General features: G+C 68.8%; 14 protein-coding genes and 1 tRNA gene. 8 read left to right on the forward strand and 7 right to left on the reverse strand.

Annotated elements, in window-relative coordinates:
- Positions 1 to 4: 4 nt before the first annotated feature.
- On the forward strand, positions 5 to 385 hold the full coding sequence (locus tag AB0C12_RS16090; protein ID WP_360548433.1) for a VOC family protein: 381 nt from the start codon (positions 5 to 7) through the stop codon (positions 383 to 385).
- A gap of 8 nt (positions 386 to 393) precedes the next feature.
- On the opposite strand, the gene AB0C12_RS16095 is transcribed toward AB0C12_RS16090, so the two are convergent.
- Positions 394 to 864 (reverse strand): SMI1/KNR4 family protein, encoded by a 471-nt coding sequence (locus AB0C12_RS16095; protein ID WP_360548435.1) that lies wholly within the window; start codon positions 862 to 864, stop codon positions 394 to 396.
- A 26-nt stretch (positions 865 to 890) separates the two neighbouring features.
- A complete protein-coding gene (locus AB0C12_RS16100) occupies positions 891 to 1,244 on the reverse strand; it encodes a hypothetical protein (protein ID WP_360548437.1) in 354 nt (117 codons plus the stop codon).
- A gap of 112 nt (positions 1,245 to 1,356) precedes the next feature.
- On the opposite strand from AB0C12_RS16100, the gene AB0C12_RS16105 reads away from it, so the two are divergent.
- Both AB0C12_RS16105 and AB0C12_RS16110 read left to right on the forward strand, forming a co-directional pair.
- Positions 1,357 to 2,925, forward strand: coding sequence for a phospholipid carrier-dependent glycosyltransferase (locus AB0C12_RS16105; RefSeq protein WP_360548439.1), 1,569 nt, complete (start codon positions 1,357 to 1,359; stop codon positions 2,923 to 2,925).
- A gap of 315 nt (positions 2,926 to 3,240) precedes the next feature.
- Positions 3,241 to 5,349 carry a galactose oxidase-like domain-containing protein gene (locus AB0C12_RS16110; RefSeq protein ID WP_360548441.1) on the forward strand — a complete coding sequence of 703 codons (2,109 nt, stop codon included), beginning with the start codon at positions 3,241 to 3,243 and terminating at the stop codon, positions 5,347 to 5,349.
- Between the two features lie 100 nt (positions 5,350 to 5,449).
- Here the strand turns inward: AB0C12_RS16110 and AB0C12_RS16115 are convergent, their stop codons facing one another.
- From AB0C12_RS16115 to AB0C12_RS16135, 5 genes are all read right to left on the reverse strand, one after another.
- Entirely contained in the window at positions 5,450 to 5,860 is a 411-nt protein-coding gene (locus AB0C12_RS16115; protein ID WP_360548443.1) for a hypothetical protein, read from the reverse strand.
- A 1,291-nt stretch (positions 5,861 to 7,151) separates the two neighbouring features.
- Positions 7,152 to 7,226: transfer RNA gene (locus AB0C12_RS16120), tRNA-Val, on the reverse strand.
- A gap of 59 nt (positions 7,227 to 7,285) precedes the next feature.
- Positions 7,286 to 7,750, reverse strand: a complete 465-nt coding sequence (locus tag AB0C12_RS16125) for a peroxiredoxin (protein ID WP_360548445.1) — start codon at positions 7,748 to 7,750, stop codon at positions 7,286 to 7,288.
- Between the two features lie 75 nt (positions 7,751 to 7,825).
- Positions 7,826 to 8,257, reverse strand: a complete 432-nt coding sequence (locus AB0C12_RS16130) for a DUF3052 domain-containing protein (RefSeq protein WP_360548447.1) — start codon at positions 8,255 to 8,257, stop codon at positions 7,826 to 7,828.
- 107 nt (positions 8,258 to 8,364) lie between these two features.
- On the reverse strand, positions 8,365 to 10,647 hold the full coding sequence (locus AB0C12_RS16135) for a thiamine pyrophosphate-dependent enzyme (protein WP_360548449.1): 2,283 nt from the start codon (positions 10,645 to 10,647) through the stop codon (positions 8,365 to 8,367).
- Positions 10,648 to 10,776: 129 nt separating this feature from the next.
- Here AB0C12_RS16135 and AB0C12_RS16140 point away from each other — a divergent pair, with 129 nt between their 5' ends.
- The 5 genes from AB0C12_RS16140 (at position 10,777) to aceE (ending at position 16,397) form a co-directional block, all read left to right on the forward strand.
- On the forward strand, positions 10,777 to 11,244 hold the full coding sequence (locus tag AB0C12_RS16140) for a MarR family transcriptional regulator (RefSeq protein WP_360548450.1): 468 nt from the start codon (positions 10,777 to 10,779) through the stop codon (positions 11,242 to 11,244).
- Positions 11,237 to 12,151, forward strand: a complete 915-nt coding sequence (locus AB0C12_RS16145) for an ABC transporter ATP-binding protein (RefSeq protein WP_360548452.1) — start codon at positions 11,237 to 11,239, stop codon at positions 12,149 to 12,151. The genes AB0C12_RS16140 and AB0C12_RS16145 overlap by 8 nt, the downstream gene beginning before the upstream one ends.
- Positions 12,138 to 12,935: an ABC transporter permease subunit gene (locus tag AB0C12_RS16150; RefSeq protein ID WP_360548454.1), complete on the forward strand. Its 798-nt coding sequence runs from the start codon at positions 12,138 to 12,140 to the stop codon at positions 12,933 to 12,935. Before AB0C12_RS16145 ends, AB0C12_RS16150 begins: the two co-directional genes overlap by 14 nt.
- A gap of 169 nt (positions 12,936 to 13,104) precedes the next feature.
- Complete coding sequence (locus tag AB0C12_RS16155) at positions 13,105 to 13,509, forward strand: YjbQ family protein (protein ID WP_360548456.1); 405 nt, start codon at positions 13,105 to 13,107, stop codon at positions 13,507 to 13,509.
- Positions 13,510 to 13,658: 149 nt separating this feature from the next.
- Positions 13,659 to 16,397 carry a pyruvate dehydrogenase (acetyl-transferring), homodimeric type gene (aceE, locus tag AB0C12_RS16160; RefSeq protein ID WP_360548458.1) on the forward strand — a complete coding sequence of 913 codons (2,739 nt, stop codon included), beginning with the start codon at positions 13,659 to 13,661 and terminating at the stop codon, positions 16,395 to 16,397.
- Positions 16,398 to 16,475 lie beyond the last annotated feature (78 nt).

A 16,475-nucleotide genomic window follows, 5' to 3' on the forward strand; every position in this document is an offset into this window, starting at 1 on the left:
ACGCATGACCACACACTGGACGGTGAGCGGGGACGCGGCGGACCCGCAGCGGCTGGCCCGCTTCTGGGCTCTGGCGCTCGGCTACGTCGACGAGCCGGGCTACGACTTCGCCGACGGCGCCGCGCTGATCGACCCCGAGGGCCGGCTGCCGGCAATCAGCTTCCTGCGGGTGCCGGAGGGCAAAACCGCCAAGAACCGGCTGCACCTGGACATCCGGGTCGCCGCCGGCCGGCCGATGGATCCAGCGGTACGCGAACAGCGCATCCGCGCGAAGGTGGCCGAGCTCGTCGCCGCCGGGGCAACCGCCGTCCGCGAGGAGTCCTACGGTCACCTGGACCACGTGGTCATGCAGGATCCCGAGGGCAACGAGTTCTGCGTCGCCTGAGACGGCCGCTACTCCTCGTCGTCCGGCTCGAGACCGCTCATGAACTGCCCGAACGAGTCGGCGACCCGCCTCGGGAGCCGGTCCTCGTCGACATACACGACCGTGGGCTCGCCGGCGGGTCCGCACCCGGAGTAGTCCAGCATGACGGTGTCGTGGCCGGCCGAGGGCGTCACCCCGATCACCACCCCGACGTCCGGGTAGCCCCATTCGGCGATCAGGTACGCGGACTGAGCGTCGGCGCCCTCGGCGTATCCGACGCCCAGCAGGACGTCCACCGCGAAGTGATCAGCGGCCCAAGACGTCCGGAAGCTTGTCGGATGACGCGTGTCCCGCAGCACGCCGCCGTTGCGCAGTCGCAGCAGGTCCACGTACGCCCGCGGCAGCCGCACGCCGAGCGTCGCCTCGGCCTGCCGGACCATGTCGTCGGTCAGCGGTGGTCCGGTCCACTGCCCCGGCCCGTCGTCGAACGGCAAAGTCATGTGGGTTCCCCCTCCGCTCGCTCCGGTCACGCGGTGAAGCTCTTGCGCCGCAGCTCGCGCACCGTGAGATCGATGTCCGCGCCGGGGCCGGGAGCGGGCGTCGTGCCGCGGCCGCTGTCCGCCTTGGCCAGCGCTTCGATGCCGCCCTGCCGGTCGGCCCAGGCCTTCGAATACCACTGGAAGATCACCGGGGACCAGCGGTCGGCCCGGGCCTGCGCCGCGGCGGCCACGGGGAACGACCCGAGAGCGTACGTCTTACCGACGGCCAGCTCCCGGTCGAACTCGCACCTGGCGCCGTCGAGGTTGGAGTCGACGTAGTACCAGCAGTTGCCGAACTCCTTCGGCAGGTCGACGTCGTTGACCACACGGACGTTGACCACGACGCCCGGCAGGGTAGCCCACGCGCCCGCCGATCCGGCTGTCCCGCACGGTGGTGCGGAATTCCGGCGAACAAGGTCCTCTGACCTCGACGGCGGACCCTACGATCGCCCGGTGACGATCGCGGCGGCAGCTCGGACTGCGCTCACCCCGCCACCCTCTGCGCCGGCCGATGCCGCGGGATCGGGCAGTGTGCCCGACATCGTGCGGCGACGGCTGGCGACGTTGGAGAACTGGCTCGACCCGTACTCGTGGGTGGTCACCGCGGTCATCGTGGCGATGGCCGCGATCCTGCGCCTCAACGGGATCAGCAGTCCGCGCCGGCTGGTCTTCGACGAGAAGTACTACCCGACCGACGCGTGGGACATGCTGCAGCGGGGCGTGGAGTGGGACGAGACGACCGACGGCCCCGCGTACGTGGTGCATCCGCCGCTGGGCAAATGGTTGATCGCGCTGGGCGAGAAGGCGTTCGGCAACAATCCGCTCGGCTGGCGATTCTCGGCCGCGATCGCCGGCACGCTGATGATTCTGATTCTGATCCGGGTCGCGTACCGGATGTTCCGCTCGGTCCTGCTGGCCGGAACGGCCGGCCTGCTGATGACGCTCGACGGCTTCCAGCTGGTGCTGTCCCGCACCGCTCTGCTCGACATCTTCCTGGGGCTGTTCATCCTGGCGACCTTCGCGGCGGTGCTGCTGGACCGCGACCACTACCGTCGCCGCCTGCTGCGCGCGCTCGAAAACGGCTACGACCCCAGCGGTACGCCGAAAGTGCCGTGGATCGTGCCGTGGTGGCTGCTCGTCGCCGGAGTGTTGTTCGGGCTGGCGTGCGGGGTGAAATGGAGCGCGCTGTTCTTCCTGCCGTTCCTCGCCGCGCTGATCGTTGCCTGGCGGGTGGGCGCGCGCCGTTCCGCCGGTATCCGTGGCCCGTTCATTGCCGGCATCGTGGGTGATCTGGGCTGGGGTGGGCTGAGTTTCCTGCTGACCGGCATCTTCTATCTGGCCTCGTGGACCGGCTGGTTCGGCACCGACACCGGCTACTTCCGGCACTACCGCGAGGCGATCGGCCTGAACGAGCCCCCGATTCTGGGACCGTTGCTCAATCTGCTGCATTACCACTCGGTGGCGTACAGCTTCCACAGCGGCCTGACCGACCAGCATTCGTCGCAGTCCTGGCCCTGGCAATGGCTGTTGCTGGGCCGCCCGGTGCCGTTCTATTGGAACGGCACCGGCGACTGCGGCGCCCCGAGCTGCGCCAGCGAGATCCTGCTGCTGGGCACGCCCGTGCTGTGGTGGTCATTCCTGCCCGCGCTGGGCGCGCTGGTCTGGTTCGGCGTCGCCCGGCGGGACTGGCGGGCCCTGGCCATCGGTACGGGCGTGACGGCCGGCCTGCTGCCCTGGTTCTGGTACGCCGTCATGGACGGCCGGACGATGTTCGCGTTCTACGCGCTGCCCGCCCTGCCGTTCCTGATCCTGGCCGTGGTGTACGTCCTGGGCGCGATCATGACGCCGGCGCGGGACGAAGCCGGCCACCCGGACCGCTGCTTGATCGGCACGGTCGTCGCCGCCGGGTACGTGGTCGCGGTCGCCCTGTGCTTCGCCTATTTCTTCCCGATCTTCGTCGGCCAGTTGCTGACCTACGACAGCTGGTACGACCGGATGTGGCTGGGCACCCGCTGGGTCTAGTTCGGAATTTCCGCCTTTTTCAGCCTGTGTAACAGCTTGCCGCAGGACCGTGCGGAGCCGATTGTCCACTCGCCATCCGAGGTTGTCCGTTCGGTTGTATCACGTGCCCGGATGGCGTCGCCAATCGGACCCAATGCCCGTCCGGCAGGCATTGATGATCGCTTTAATCGTGGTTAAGGTGACGCCACTGAACACATAAGACGGTCAGCGAGGCGACATTCGCGGATCTCGCACCAACGGGGATACAACTCGACGTGGGTTCCGGCGCGCCGTCCACAGCTGCTGATCATTGATCTCCGGCGAAAGGACCTTGTCATGCGTACCCGTCGTAGGTTGATCTGGTCTTCTCTGTTGTCGGCGGCATTACTTTTCGGTGGCTCGGCAACGGCCGCCGGCGCACCCGGCCGGCCGGCCGCCGAGCCGCACACCCACGCCCACGAGCACGCCCATGAGCACGCTCACCTGGCGGACGACGCCGAGCACATGGCCGAGGACCTCGTGGGCACGCCGATGCGGGAAATCGAGCAGCAGACCGGAGAAAAGGCTAGACAGATCGAACGCCGAACCGGGGTACGGCCCGGGACAGCGCGCGCCACCAACCGGGCCCTGGCCGCCGATCCCGGGCAGTCGGGAGCCTGGAGCCCGGTCACCGCCACGTCGGTCGTCCCGGTGTTCCAGGCGGTGCTGCCGAACGGCAAACTGCTGATCTGGGACTCCGTCGGCGACAACGCGGCCGAGTCCTATCCGAATCACACCTTCACCCGCGCCATGGTATGGAATCCGGCCGACAACACGACCAGACGGGTCGACCTGCAAGGCTCCAACATCTTCTGTGCCGGCTTCGCGCACCTGGCGAACGGCAACATTCTCATCGCCGGCGGAAACGCCAACGCGCAGCTCGCCGGAACGGTCCGTACCTATGTGTTCAACTGGCAGACCGAGACGTGGACCCGCGGCAAGGACATGGCCGCCGCGCGCTGGTATCCGGCGGTGACGCAGATGGCCAACGGCGAGGAAGTCATCATCGGTGGTGGACCGACGACGGCCGAGGTGTACCAGGCGAACGGCGCCATTCGCGCGCTGACCGGCTTCACGAAATACGGCGCTCGCCTGTATCCGTTCATGGGCTCACGTCCCGACACCCAGCTCGGACTGATCGGCCCGTACACGACCGGATACACCATCAACACCCCGGGGAACGGCGTGATCACGGGAACCGCGACGCGGGACGCCATCACCCGGGACTACGGCAGCTTCGCCACGTACGACGTGGGGAAGACGATCGTCGTCGGAGGCGGAAACATCACCGAGGACGGCGTCGCGAAGGTCCCCAGCCGGACCGCGGTCGTCCTGAACAGCACGACCGGCCTGATCCCGACCGTCGCCGCGACCGGCTCCATGACGACAGGACGCCGGCAGCACAACGCCACTGTGCTCGCTGACGGCTCGGTGCTGGCGACCGGCGGCATGACCAGCGCGGCCACCAACAGCCTGGTCGACCTCAACCACGCCGCCACGGCGGCCGAACGCTGGGACCCGGCGACCGGCCAGTGGACGGTGCTGGCGAGTGCGAGCCGCATCCGGCAGTACCACTCGACGGCGGCGCTGCTGCCGGACGGGCGGGTCATGACCGGAGGCGGCGGCATCTGCGGCGTCTGCATGACCGCGGGATACCTGGAGAAGAACATCGAGTACTTCAGCCCGCCGTACCTGTTCAAGCAGGACGGCACCGGCGAGCCGGCGACCCGCCCGACCATCTCGGCGGCCCCGGCCAGCGTGGCCATCAACACGAACTTCTCGGTGACGGTCGGCGACGCGACGGACATCAGCAAGGTGGCGCTGGTCGGCCTCAGCGACGTGACGCACGGCGTGGACCAGGGGCAGCGCTACGTCCCGCTGAAGTTCACGGCTTCCGGCACGACACTGACGGTCACCGGCCCACCGACCGGCGGCGTGACGCCTCCGGGCTACTACATGCTCTTCGTCATCAACTCCGAGGGCGTGCCGTCGATCGCGAAGATGGTCCAGGTCGCGAAGTCACCGAACCCGCTGATGAGCGGGGTCAAGAACGGCACGATGTGCATCGACGTACCGTCGTCGGCGCTGGCGATCAAGACGTATCTGCAGGCGTACACGTGCAACAACACCAAGGCGCAGGCGTTGACGCGGCTGCCGAACGACAACACCGTGCGGGTGTTGGGCAACTGCATCGACGTGCCGTCGTCGACGTACGTGACGGGCCAGAAGATCTGGACCTACCGATGCAACAACACCGCGGCGCAGACCTGGCAGTTCCGCACGGACGGCACAATCAGACCCCTGGGAAACACGGCGCTGTGCCTGGCGCCGGCCTCGACAGCGAGCAAGGCGGCGATTCGGATCGCCACCTGCAACGGCAGCACCCTCCAGAAGTGGACCTGGTGACCAACTGCATCAGCGATGGGCGCGGTGAGTTCCGACCTGCCGCGCCCATCCCCTGGCGGCCAGCCAAGGTATCGGTCACGTTCCCTCAGAAGTCAATTACCTACGCGTAGCCGTAGCCGGCGGCTTCTCCGCCGATTGTAAAGACGCTCCGAGGCGCTCCGTATTCTGCCAACGTGCTGAGGTGCTGGTAGTAGCACGCCACCTCGAAGGCGTCTTCGAGCACGGGAGCAGGAAGCCGAGCAAAGCCCAAGTCGACGTCGTGCTTGGGAAGCTCTTCCAGGAGCGCGATCTCGGTCGCGGTAAATGTCCCCCTGCGCTGCTTTTCAAGTGCTTCCAGAACGATGCGCATGAGATTTGCGTTGTGGTTCAGGCGAAGTGTCAGGCGGGCCAGGAATGTCGAAGTCAGAACAGCGGCAAGAGCAACGAGCAGAGCCAGCACATTGATCAGCTGTTGTCGGTCCACCGCCGCTGGGCCGGGCAGAAGCGGCGGCACGGCTACCGGCGGCGACATGGGCAGCCTGTTCCAGGCCGCCTCGACGGTCGGCTATTCGTGGCAAGCGGTTCGTTCCGGCCTCAGTACTGGGAAGTTCATGCCCGATACCGCGGCGCGGACACCGTGCTGTATTCCAATCAGGACCCTCGAATTTCAACCAGGTAGCGCGCGCTCCGACGTTCGATCGAAACCGCCCAGCCAACTTCCTACCGTGACGAAGGCATCGGCCGATGCAATCTGGACAAGGGCGTGGCGTAAAGCCGGTCGCGGCGTGCGATCGTCGACGCGGAGGGTGTCACTCAGCTGGGCCAAAGCCGGACCCGAACGGGTAGAGAGCGCGGTGCCCCCGCTGACATCCGCCCGATCCGGGGGTTGGATGCATCTGTGGCTGAGCGTCAGAACGTCGACGCGGCGCTACCCGAGTCGATATCGAAGGAGCAACCATGCCCGAATCCCCATCAGCGATGCGTAGGCTCGGGCGGATGGCTGTCAGTGCGACGGTCGGCGGCGTACTCGCTTTCGGCTTCGCGGGCACCGCAACAGCCGCTGTCCCCACGACCTCCACCCCTGCCTATACCAGCCGGCTCAACTCGGAATGCCTCAGCTATGTGCGACGGAATTGGGGCATGAAGGAGCAGTTGTGGGCCTTCAACAGTTGTCCGACGACTGAGCATTTCCAGGTTCGCGTCCAACGGGATTGGCGGCTCTGGTCCGGCTCGGACACCTCGCGTTGCCTCGACGTTGCCCCTTACGGCCGAGCCGGATACGAATGGCCCAGGGGTAAGACTTTGAAGGCCTTCGGACCCTGTTGACAGCACCGCGAGAAACCCGGGCTCCGGCTCGGTTCCCGTGATCCTGCACCAGCCGTCGTCCACCAGGTCAGAGCGCTGAAACAGGGCGCTCTGACCTGACGTCATCTCCGGCCCAGGGAAGACTAGGTCACCGCTTGAGAACGCGCGTGGCGAACTGTCATCCGTCCCAGCGGCCGCCGTCTGCATAGGCTGGCATCTCAAATGCCGCCGTCCTCGTCACAGATCTGAGTCCAGTCGAGCAACGATGTGTGCTTCTGGGAGGACGACGGGCGAGACGACCCAGATGCCGACGCGGTACCCACGTCCAGGGACAGTTCCGTCACGGACGTCATGAGACTCGGCAGCGTCGGCCATCGCCTGCCCCCAACCGCTGCGCTCGGCTTCCCCGATCGAGGCTTGGCGACCGATCAGAAGCGTGCAAACTCCAGGTGGCGCGGGAACTCCCCCGCGCGACCACCGCACCGTGGGGAGTCCGGGGGTCGCCCCCGGAGCCGGCATGGTGGGCGCGGTAGGTTTCGAACCTACGACCCCTCGCTTGTAAGGCGAGTGCTCTCCCACTGAGCTACGCGCCCGGTTCCCGTGGTAACCGGAGTGGTCATCGTACCCTTCCGGTTTCCCGGGCCCGGAGGGCCTAGAAGATCGTTTCTTTCAGGGTGTCGCGCCAGCTTCGCTGGTCCCGGCGCTCGCCCACGGCGTGCTCGTCGGCGTAGCGGACCACGCCCTCCTTGTCGATCACGAAGGTTCCGCGGTTGGCCACGCCGGCCTGTTCGTTGAAGACCCCGTAGGCCTGCGCCACCGCGCCGTGCGGCCAGAAGTCCGACAGCATCGGGAAGGTGTAGCCCTCGTTGTTCGCCCAGATCTTGTGGCTGTAGACCGAGTCCACGCTCACCGTCAGCACCTGCACGTAGTCGTTCGCGTACTGCGGGAGGTTGTCGCGGATCTCGGCCAGTTCCCCCTGGCAGGTGCCGGAGAACGCCAGGGGGTAGAACACCAGCAGGACCGCCTTGCGGCCGGTGAAGTCCCCGAGGGCGACCTCCTGGTTGTTCTGGTCCTTCAGCGTGAAGTCCGGCGCCTGCGTTCCCACCTCGATCGGCATGGGATCACGATAGCGGGCGTACGTCGAATGGCCGGTCGCCCGTCCTCAGGGCGCCGGCCGGCAGAAGTGCCGCAGCTACTTCTTCTTCGCGCCTCGCGGGGACACCAGCCGGGCGGCCGTCCAGTCCTTGCCCGCGTTCACCGTCGAGGTCTGCTGGAGGCCCGCGGTCTGCGCGGACTCGCTCACTTCACTCGGCTCGACGTGGCCTTCGCGGCCGGCCTTCGGGGTCAGCAGCCACACCACTCCGGAGTCGGCCAGTGGTCCCAAGGCGTTGGTCAGCAGGTCGAAGAGGTCCCCGTCGCCGTCCCGGTACCAGAGCAGCACCGCGTCGACCACCTCATCGGTGTCCTCGTCTTCCAGCTCCCCGACAAGTTCGGCCAGGGCGTCACGGAGGTCTTCGTCGACATCGTCGTCGTAGCCCATCTCCATGACGACCGAGTCCGGTTCGATCCCGAACCGGTCCGCCGGGCTACGTACGCCGTCGGCCTGACCAGCGGTCGCGCTCACTGTCGAATGCCTCCTTGTTCCGTGGTCGGGACCGATGCCGGTCCCGGTCTGGGTAGTCCACACAGTTGTGGCTCTGCGCGCAAGTGGCGCACCGAGTGTGTGGCAATTTACCGCGCCAGCAGCGCGTGGGCACCCTGTGTGATGGCATCTTCCCCGATCAGGACCTGTTGTGCTGCCGGACCGAGCGGAACGAACGAGTCCGCGGCGGCCACCCGGCGGGCCGCGCCGACGAATCCGCCGTCCACGAGGGCCGCCAGGATGCCCTCGCCGACGCCGCCCGAGCGTCGTGTCTCGTCCACGATCAGCACCCGTCCGGTCGCCGACGCCTCCCTGACCAGGTCGGCTGTGGGCAGCGGGGACAGCCAGCGCAGATCCACCACCCGCGAGCCGTACCCCTGGGCGGCCAGCCGGGCCGCCACCCGCAGCGACATCGGCAGCCCGTTGCCGAACGTCAGGATGGTGAGATTGTCGGCCGATCCGATCGGGTAGGTCCGGGCGCGCCCGATCGGCGTGTGTGCGTTCGCCCACTCCAGGGGGCCCGCGTACGGCGCCAGCCACTCGTTGTCGCCCGGTTCGTACAGGTCGCGGGTGTGGTAGAGCGCGATCGGCTCCAGGTAGACGCAGACGCTGCCGTCGGCCGCCGCGGCGGCCAGGCAGGCCCGCAGCATCGGTGCGGCGTCCGCGGCCCGCGCCGGCACGGCCAGGACCAGCCCGGGTACGTCGCGCAGCACGGCCACCGAGTTGTCGTTGTGGAAGTGGCCCCCGAAGCTCTGCTGGTAGGCCAGGCCGGCGACCCGCACGACCATCGGGTTGCGGAAGGCTCCCTTGGAGAAGAAGCCCATCGTGGCCGCCTCGCCGCGCAGCTGGTCCTCGGCGTTGTGCAGGTACGCCAGGTACTGGATCTCCGGGACGGGGAGCATCCCGGCCAGCCCGGCGCCCAGGCCGAGGCCCAGGATGGACGTCTCGTCGAGCAGGGTGTCGAAGACCCGCTCGGCCCCGAACCGGTCCCGCAGGTTCTTCGTGACGCCGTACACGCCGCCCTTGACGGCCACGTCCTCACCGAACAGGACCGCGCCCGGGGTGGCCAGCAGGGCGTCGGTGAGGGTGGCGTTGATGGTCTGCGCCAGGGTCAGCGGGCCGCCCTGCTCGGGCAGCTTGCCGCCGAAGGTCTGGGAGCGGGCGTGCGCGCCCGGCCCGCCCGCCCTGGTGGCGGCGTCGGCGATCACCCGGGCCGTGCGCAGCGGGCGGCGCGGGGCCAGCGGGGCCATGACCTCGGCCGCGCTGGTCAGCTTGGGCTCGTTGAGCACCTCTTCGGCGACCTTGCGGACCTGCCAGCCGACCTCGTCGTAGCGGTTCAGCAGCTCCTCGACGCCGAGGGTGCCGCTCTCCACGAGCAGCCGGGCGGTGCCGACCAGCGGGTCGCGTTGCAGGTCGCGGGTGATCTCCTCGGCCGAGCGGTACGCCACCTCGGCGTCGGCACCGGCGTGACCCATGAGCCGGACCATGGTCAGGTGCAGCACGGCCGGGCGGCGCTGCTCGCGGACCCAGTCGGCGGCCTCCCGCGCGGCGTCGTACGTGGCCGCCAGGTCGCAGCCGTCGGCGCTGAAGTAGCGGATGCCGGGGCGGCTGCGCAGCGTCTCGGCCGTCCAGCCGTCGGGCGACGGGACGCTGATGCCGTACCCGTTGTCCTCGCAGACCAGCAGCAGCGGCAACCGCTGCCCGGTGTGGTCGTACCAGCCGGCGGTGTTGAAGGCCGCGGTAGCGGTCGCGTGATTGACCGACGCGTCGCCGAAGGAGGCCACCGCGAGGGAGTCCGCGGGCCAGGGCGTCTGCTTGCCGCGGGCGATGCCGAAGGCGACGCCGACGGCCCGCGGCAGGTGCGAGGCGATGGTCGAGGTGGTCGGGATGATCCGCAGGTCGGCGCGGCCGAAGACCTTGTGCCGGCCGCCCGCGATGGGCTCGGTGGCCGCGGCCACCACCCCGCGCAGCACGTCGCGGGCCGCCTCGACCAGCGGGTCCTTGCGCGACTCGTCGTCGCTGTCGACGCCCGCCTGCAGCGCGCGGGCACAGTAGAACCCGCCGGACCGGTAGTGCAGCAGCGCCGGGTCGTCCACCCGCAGGGCGGCCGCCACCGCCGCGTTTCCCTCGTGGCCGGACGAGCCGATCGTGTAGAAGCCCTCGTTGAAGCTGCGCAGCCAGCGCGCGGCCAGGTCGAGGTGGCGGCTGGTCAGCTGGGCGTCGAAGAGCTCTCTGGCCCGGGCCCCGGTGAGGGCCGAGCCGTCGCGGATCGGTTCGTCGGGTGCCGGCCGCCGGCCGCTCGGCTGCAGGGCCGAGACGGCGTCACGGAAGCGCTCGTCGAGGTTCTGCGGGGTGGTCACGCGACCCAGCATTGCCGACCCTGGCGAGCACCGCCACCGCGCGTGAGTGCCGTAGGACACTCGGTCGGACTTATGGCTGGTCTTCGATCTCCAGTGAGCGTAAGTTCAGAACGTATTGAACATTGGGAACAAGGGGAGCACGTGGACATCAGCGCCGAGCGCCGCTACGCCGAGGAGGCCGGCGTCGTGCTGGCCGGCATGGGCATGCCCCTGGCGTACGGGAAATTGCTGGGCTGGTTGCTGATCTGCACGCCGGCCGCGCAGAGCGGCACCGAGATGGCCGCCGCGCTCGGGCTCTCCAAAGGCTCGGTCAGCGCCGGGTTGCGCATGCTCGAGACCGGCGGCCTGATCCAGCGGGTGGCCATGCCCGGGCGCCGCGGCTCGTTCTACGAGATGACCCCGGACGCGATGATGCGGGCCACCGGGTCCGAGAAGTTCACCCAGTTCCGGGAGCTGATGGACCGCGGCCTGGACCTGGTCGGCGGCGGGGACGCCCCGGGCGCCGAGCGGCTGCGCACCACGCGCGACTTCTACGCCTTCATCGAGGCCGAGCTACCGAAGCTCATCCAGCGGTTCAAGGACCAACAGAGAGGACGGAGTGATGGCTGACCTGGCCATCTCCACGCAGGACCTGGTCAAGACCTACGGCCGCGGCACGCGCGGCCTGGCGGGACTCGACCTCGAGGTCAGGACCAATGAGGTGTACGGCTACCTGGGCCCCAACGGCGCCGGGAAGTCGACCACCATCCGCGTGCTGCTGGACCTGATCCGAGCGACCAGCGGCACCGTCCGCGTGCTGGGCCTGGATCCGCGCGCCGCTGGGGTGGCGCTGCGCCGGCGGATCGGCCATCTCGCCGGTGACTTCGTCGTGGACGGCCGGCAGACGTCGCGCCAGCTGCTCACGTACCTGGGGAATCTGCGCGGTGGCGTCCCGGCCGCGCGGATCGCCGAGCTCGCCGACCGCCTGGGTCTGGAGCTGGATCGCCAGATCCGGGGGCTGTCCAAGGGCAACCGGCAGAAGGCCGGGGTCATCCAGGCCTTCATGCACTCGCCCGAGCTGCTGGTGCTCGACGAGCCGACCAGCGGGCTGGACCCGTTCCTGCAGCAGGAGTTCGTGCGGCTGGTGCAGGAAGCCCGGCGCGAGGGTGCGACGGTCTTCATGTCGTCGCACGTGATGAGCGAGGTGCAGCACACCGCCGACCGGGTCGGCATCATCCGCGACGGCCGGCTGGTCGCCGTCGAGAGTGTCGAGTCGCTGCGCGCGCACGCCCTGCGCAGCGTGACGCTCACCTTCGACGGGGCCTTCGACGCCGCCGACTTCGCGCGGGTGCCGGGCTTCACCGACCTGACCGTGGCCGGCCCGACCCTGCGCGGGCGGCTCGCCGGGCACACGGATGAGCTGGTCAAGGCCGCGTCGCGCTACACGGTGCGGGATCTGCTGTGCGAGGAGCCGGACCTCGAGGAGATCTTCTTCCACTACTACGCGCGGCCGGAGGCCGACCATGTTCCTGCGTGATGTCTACTCGAAGGCCCTCTGGGACGCCCGGCGGTCGCTGCCGGGGTGGACGGTGGCGATCGCGGCGGTCGCCCTGATGTACGCGGCGTTCTGGCCGACGGTGAACTCGCCGCAGATGCACGACGCGCTCGCGGCGTACCCGGACGACGTGCTGGCCGCCTTCAACTCGGGCGATCTGGGCACCGCGCAGGGCTACCTGGGCGGGGCGGTCTACGGGCTGCTGGTGCCGCTGCTGGTGGCGGTCTTCATGATCGCCGCCGGGGCCCGCGCGGTCGCCGGTGACGAGGAGGCCGGGACCCTCGACCTGGTGATGGCTCATCCGGTGAGCCGGCGTGGGCTGGCCCTGCGGCGGCTCGGCGCGGCGCTGACCGGCATGGCAGTGGTCGCGGTGGTGCTGTTCGCCCTGATGGTGGCCCTGCGGGCGCCGTTCCAGCTGGAGACGGTCGCGGTCGGTGGCTTCCTGGCGATGAACGTCCAGCTGGCGCTCTTCGGCACGATGTTCGGCACGCTGGCCTTCGCGGTCGGCGCGGCGACCGGCAACAAGAGCCTGGCGCTGGGGGTGAGCGCGGGCGTCGCGGTGCTGGCGTACCTGGCCAACAGCGTCTTCCCGCAGGTCGCCGCCCTGGAGTGGACCCGGAACGTCTCGCCGTTCCACTGGTATCTGGGCGGTGAGCCGCTGACCAACGGCGTGCAGTGGGGCGGCGCGGCGGCGCTGGCGGGCACGGCGGTCGTCCTGGCCGCGGTGGGTGTCTTCCGCTTCGGCCGCCGGGACATCGGTGGGTGACGGTACGCCGAACGGCTGCGCGGGCCGGCGGACAGGTGCTCAGCTGGGAACATGGCGGTGCTGGGCCGGCTCGCGCAGTGCGGATTCTGGTTCGTGATCGTGGGCGTCTGCTTCTTGGTGCTCGACCTCTATACGTAGGGTCGCGACCCGAATGGCAGACTTCCCCGCTATGGACACCACGGTGATCACCGTCCGGACCGGGGACCGGCCGGTCGTCCGGGACATCACGGGCGAGGCCGAGCAGTTCGTCAGCGGCCGCGGCGACGGGCTGCTGCACGTGTTCGTGCCGCACGCCACCGCCGGGGTGGCGATCATCGAGACCGGGGCGGGCTCCGACGAGGACCTGCTCACCGCCATCGACGAGTTGTTGCCGGCCGAGGACAAGTGGCGGCACCGGCACGGCTCGCGCGGGCACGGCCGCGATCACGTCCTGCCCGCCTGGATCCCCCCGTACGCGTCCCTGCCGGTCATCGGCGGGCGCATCCAGCTCGGCACCTGGCAGTCCATCTGCCTGGTCGACCCGAACGGCGACAACCCGTCGCGTCAGGTGAGGTTCAGCTTTCTCGCAGGTTGACTTCAAGTTACTGCTCAGTACGTGTGTCGAGCGTCGCGTACCCGGACGGTAGGCGTGACGACAGACACCGACAGGGGGCAGGATGGAACCATTCCCGTGCGGTTCACACAATGAGTCGCACGGTCCGACACCGACCAAGAGGAATGCCTGTGGCCACGGAACGCAAGCGCCCGGTGATCAGCGACGGCCTGCCGAGCCAGCTTCCGGACATCGACCCCGAGGAAACCAGCGAGTGGGTCGAGTCGCTCGACGGAGTCATCGACGAAGGTGGCGCCAAGCGCGCCCGCTACGTGATGTTGCGCCTGCTCGAGCGGGCCCGGGAGCGACAGGTCGGTGTCCCGCCGCTGACGTCGACGGACTACATCAACACGATCTCGCCCGAGCAGGAGCCCTGGTTCCCCGGTGACGAGTTCGTCGAGCGCCGGATCCGGGCGTACATCCGCTGGAACGCCGCGATGCTGGTGCACCGCGCGCAGCGGCCGGAGATCGGCGTCGGCGGGCACATCTCGACGTACGCGTCCAGCGCCAGCCTCTACGAGGTCGGCATGAACCACTTCTTCCGCGGCAAGGACCACCCCGGCGGCGGCGACCACATCTTCTTCCAGGGTCACGCGTCCCCGGGCATGTACGCCCGCGCGTACCTGGAGGGCCGGCTCAGCGAGAACGACCTGGACGGCTTCCGCCAGGAGCTTTCGCACCCGGGCGGCGGCCTGCCGTCGTACCCGCACCCCCGGCTGATGAACAACTTCTGGGAGTTCCCGACGGTCAGCATGGGCCTCGGCCCGCTGAACGCGATCTACCAGGCCCGCTACAACCGCTACCTGCACAACCGCGGCATCAAGGACACCAGCCAGCAGCACGTCTGGGCGTTCCTCGGCGACGGTGAGATGGACGAGGTCGAGTCGCTCGGCGCGATCGGCCTGGCCGCCCGTGAGGAGCTCGACAACCTCACCTTCGTCATCAACTGCAACCTGCAGCGCCTCGACGGCCCGGTACGCGGCAACGGCAAGATCATCCAGGAGATGGAGTCGTTCTTCCGGGGTGCCGGCTGGAACGTCATCAAGGTCGTCTGGGGCCGCGAATGGGATTCGCTGCTCGCCGCCGACAACGACGGCGCCCTGGTCAACCTGATGAACGTCACGCCGGACGGCGACTATCAGACGTACAAGGGCGAGTCCGGCGCGTACGTGCGGGAGAACTTCTTCGGCCGTGACCCGCGCACCCGCAAGCTGGTCGAGGGCATGACCGACGACCAGATCTGGAACCTCAAGCGCGGCGGCCACGACTACAAGAAGCTGTACGCGGCCTACAAGGCGGCCACCGAGCACACCGGCCAGCCGACGGTGATCCTGGCCAAGACCGTCAAGGGCTGGACGCTGGGCTCGCACTTCGAGGCCCGCAACGCCACGCACCAGATGAAGAAGCTGACCCTGGACGACCTCAAGCAGTTCCGGGACCGGCTCTACCTCGACATCCCGGACAAGCAGCTGGAGGACAACCCGTACCTCCCGCCGTACTACCACCCGGGTGAGAAGTCCGACGAGCTGCAGTACATGCTCGAGCGCCGCAAGGAGCTGGGCGGTTTCGTGCCGACCCGGCGCACCAAGCACAAGTCGCTGGCGATCCCGGAGTCGAAGACCTTCGGTGACGTCAAGCGCGGCTCGGGCAAGCAGAAGGTCGCCACCACGATGGCCTTCGTCCGGCTGCTCAAGGACCTGATGCGCGACAAGGAGTTCGGGGCCCGCTGGGTGCCGATCATCCCGGACGAGGCGCGCACGTTCGGCATGGACTCGCTCTTCCCGACCAAGAAGATCTACTCGCCGCACGGCCAGACCTACACGTCGGTCGACCGTGAGCTCTTCCTGTCGTACAAGGAGGCGACGAGCGGGCAGATCCTGCACGAGGGCATCAACGAGGCCGGTTCGACCGCCAGCTTCATCGCGGCCGGCACCTCGTACGCCACCCACGACGAGCCGATGATCCCGCTGTACATCTTCTACTCGATGTTCGGCTTCCAGCGCACCGCCGACGAGCTGTGGGCGGCGGCGGACCAGATGACCCGCGGCTTCCTGCTGGGCGCGACCGCCGGGCGGACCACGCTCAACGGTGAGGGCCTGCAGCACGAGGACGGGCACTCGCTGCTGATCGCGGCGACCAACCCGGCCGTGGTGGCGTACGACCCGGCGTTCGCGTTCGAGATCGCGCACATCGTCGAGAACGGCCTGCACCGGATGTACGGCGAGCACCAGGAGAACGTCTTCTACTACCTGACCATCTACAACGAGCCGATCCTGCAGCCGGTGGAGCCGGCCGAGGTCGACGTCGAGGGTCTGCTCAAGGGCATCTACCGCTATGCGGCGGCGCCCGAGACCACCGGTCCCAAGGCGCAGATCCTCGCCTCCGGCATGGGCATGCAGTGGGCCCTCAAGGCCCAGAAGCTGCTCGCCCAGGACTGGGGTGTGGGTGCGGACGTGTGGTCGGTGACGTCGTGGACGGAGCTGCGCCGCGACGCCGTCGAGACCGAGGAGCACAACCTGCTCAACCCCGGTGACGCGCCGCGCAAGCCGTACATCCGGACCAAGCTGGAGGGCACCGAGGGCCCGGCCATCGCGGTCAGCGACTGGATGCGGGCCGTGCCCGACCTGATCAGCCGCTGGATCCCGAACGACTACACGTCGCTGGGCACCGACGGCTTCGGGATGAGCGACACCCGGCACGCCCTGCGCCGCCACTTCCACGTGGACGCGGAGTCCGTCGCGGTGGCCACGCTGCGCCAGCTCGCGCTCAGCGGCAAGGTGCCGGCGCACGTGCCGGCCGAGGCCGCCAAGAAGTACGCGATCGACGACGTCAACGCCGCCCCGGTGGGCGAGACCGGCGGCGACAGCTAGGCGATCGGACGACGAGAAAGGGGGAGCCCGGCGGGGCTCCCCCTTTTTTCTGCGCCAAGATCCTCAGTTGGGCCCGGA

Origin of the sequence: Actinoplanes sp. NPDC048967 (genome assembly GCF_040649415.1) — a bacterium.
Lineage (GTDB): Bacteria > Actinomycetota > Actinomycetes > Mycobacteriales > Micromonosporaceae > Actinoplanes.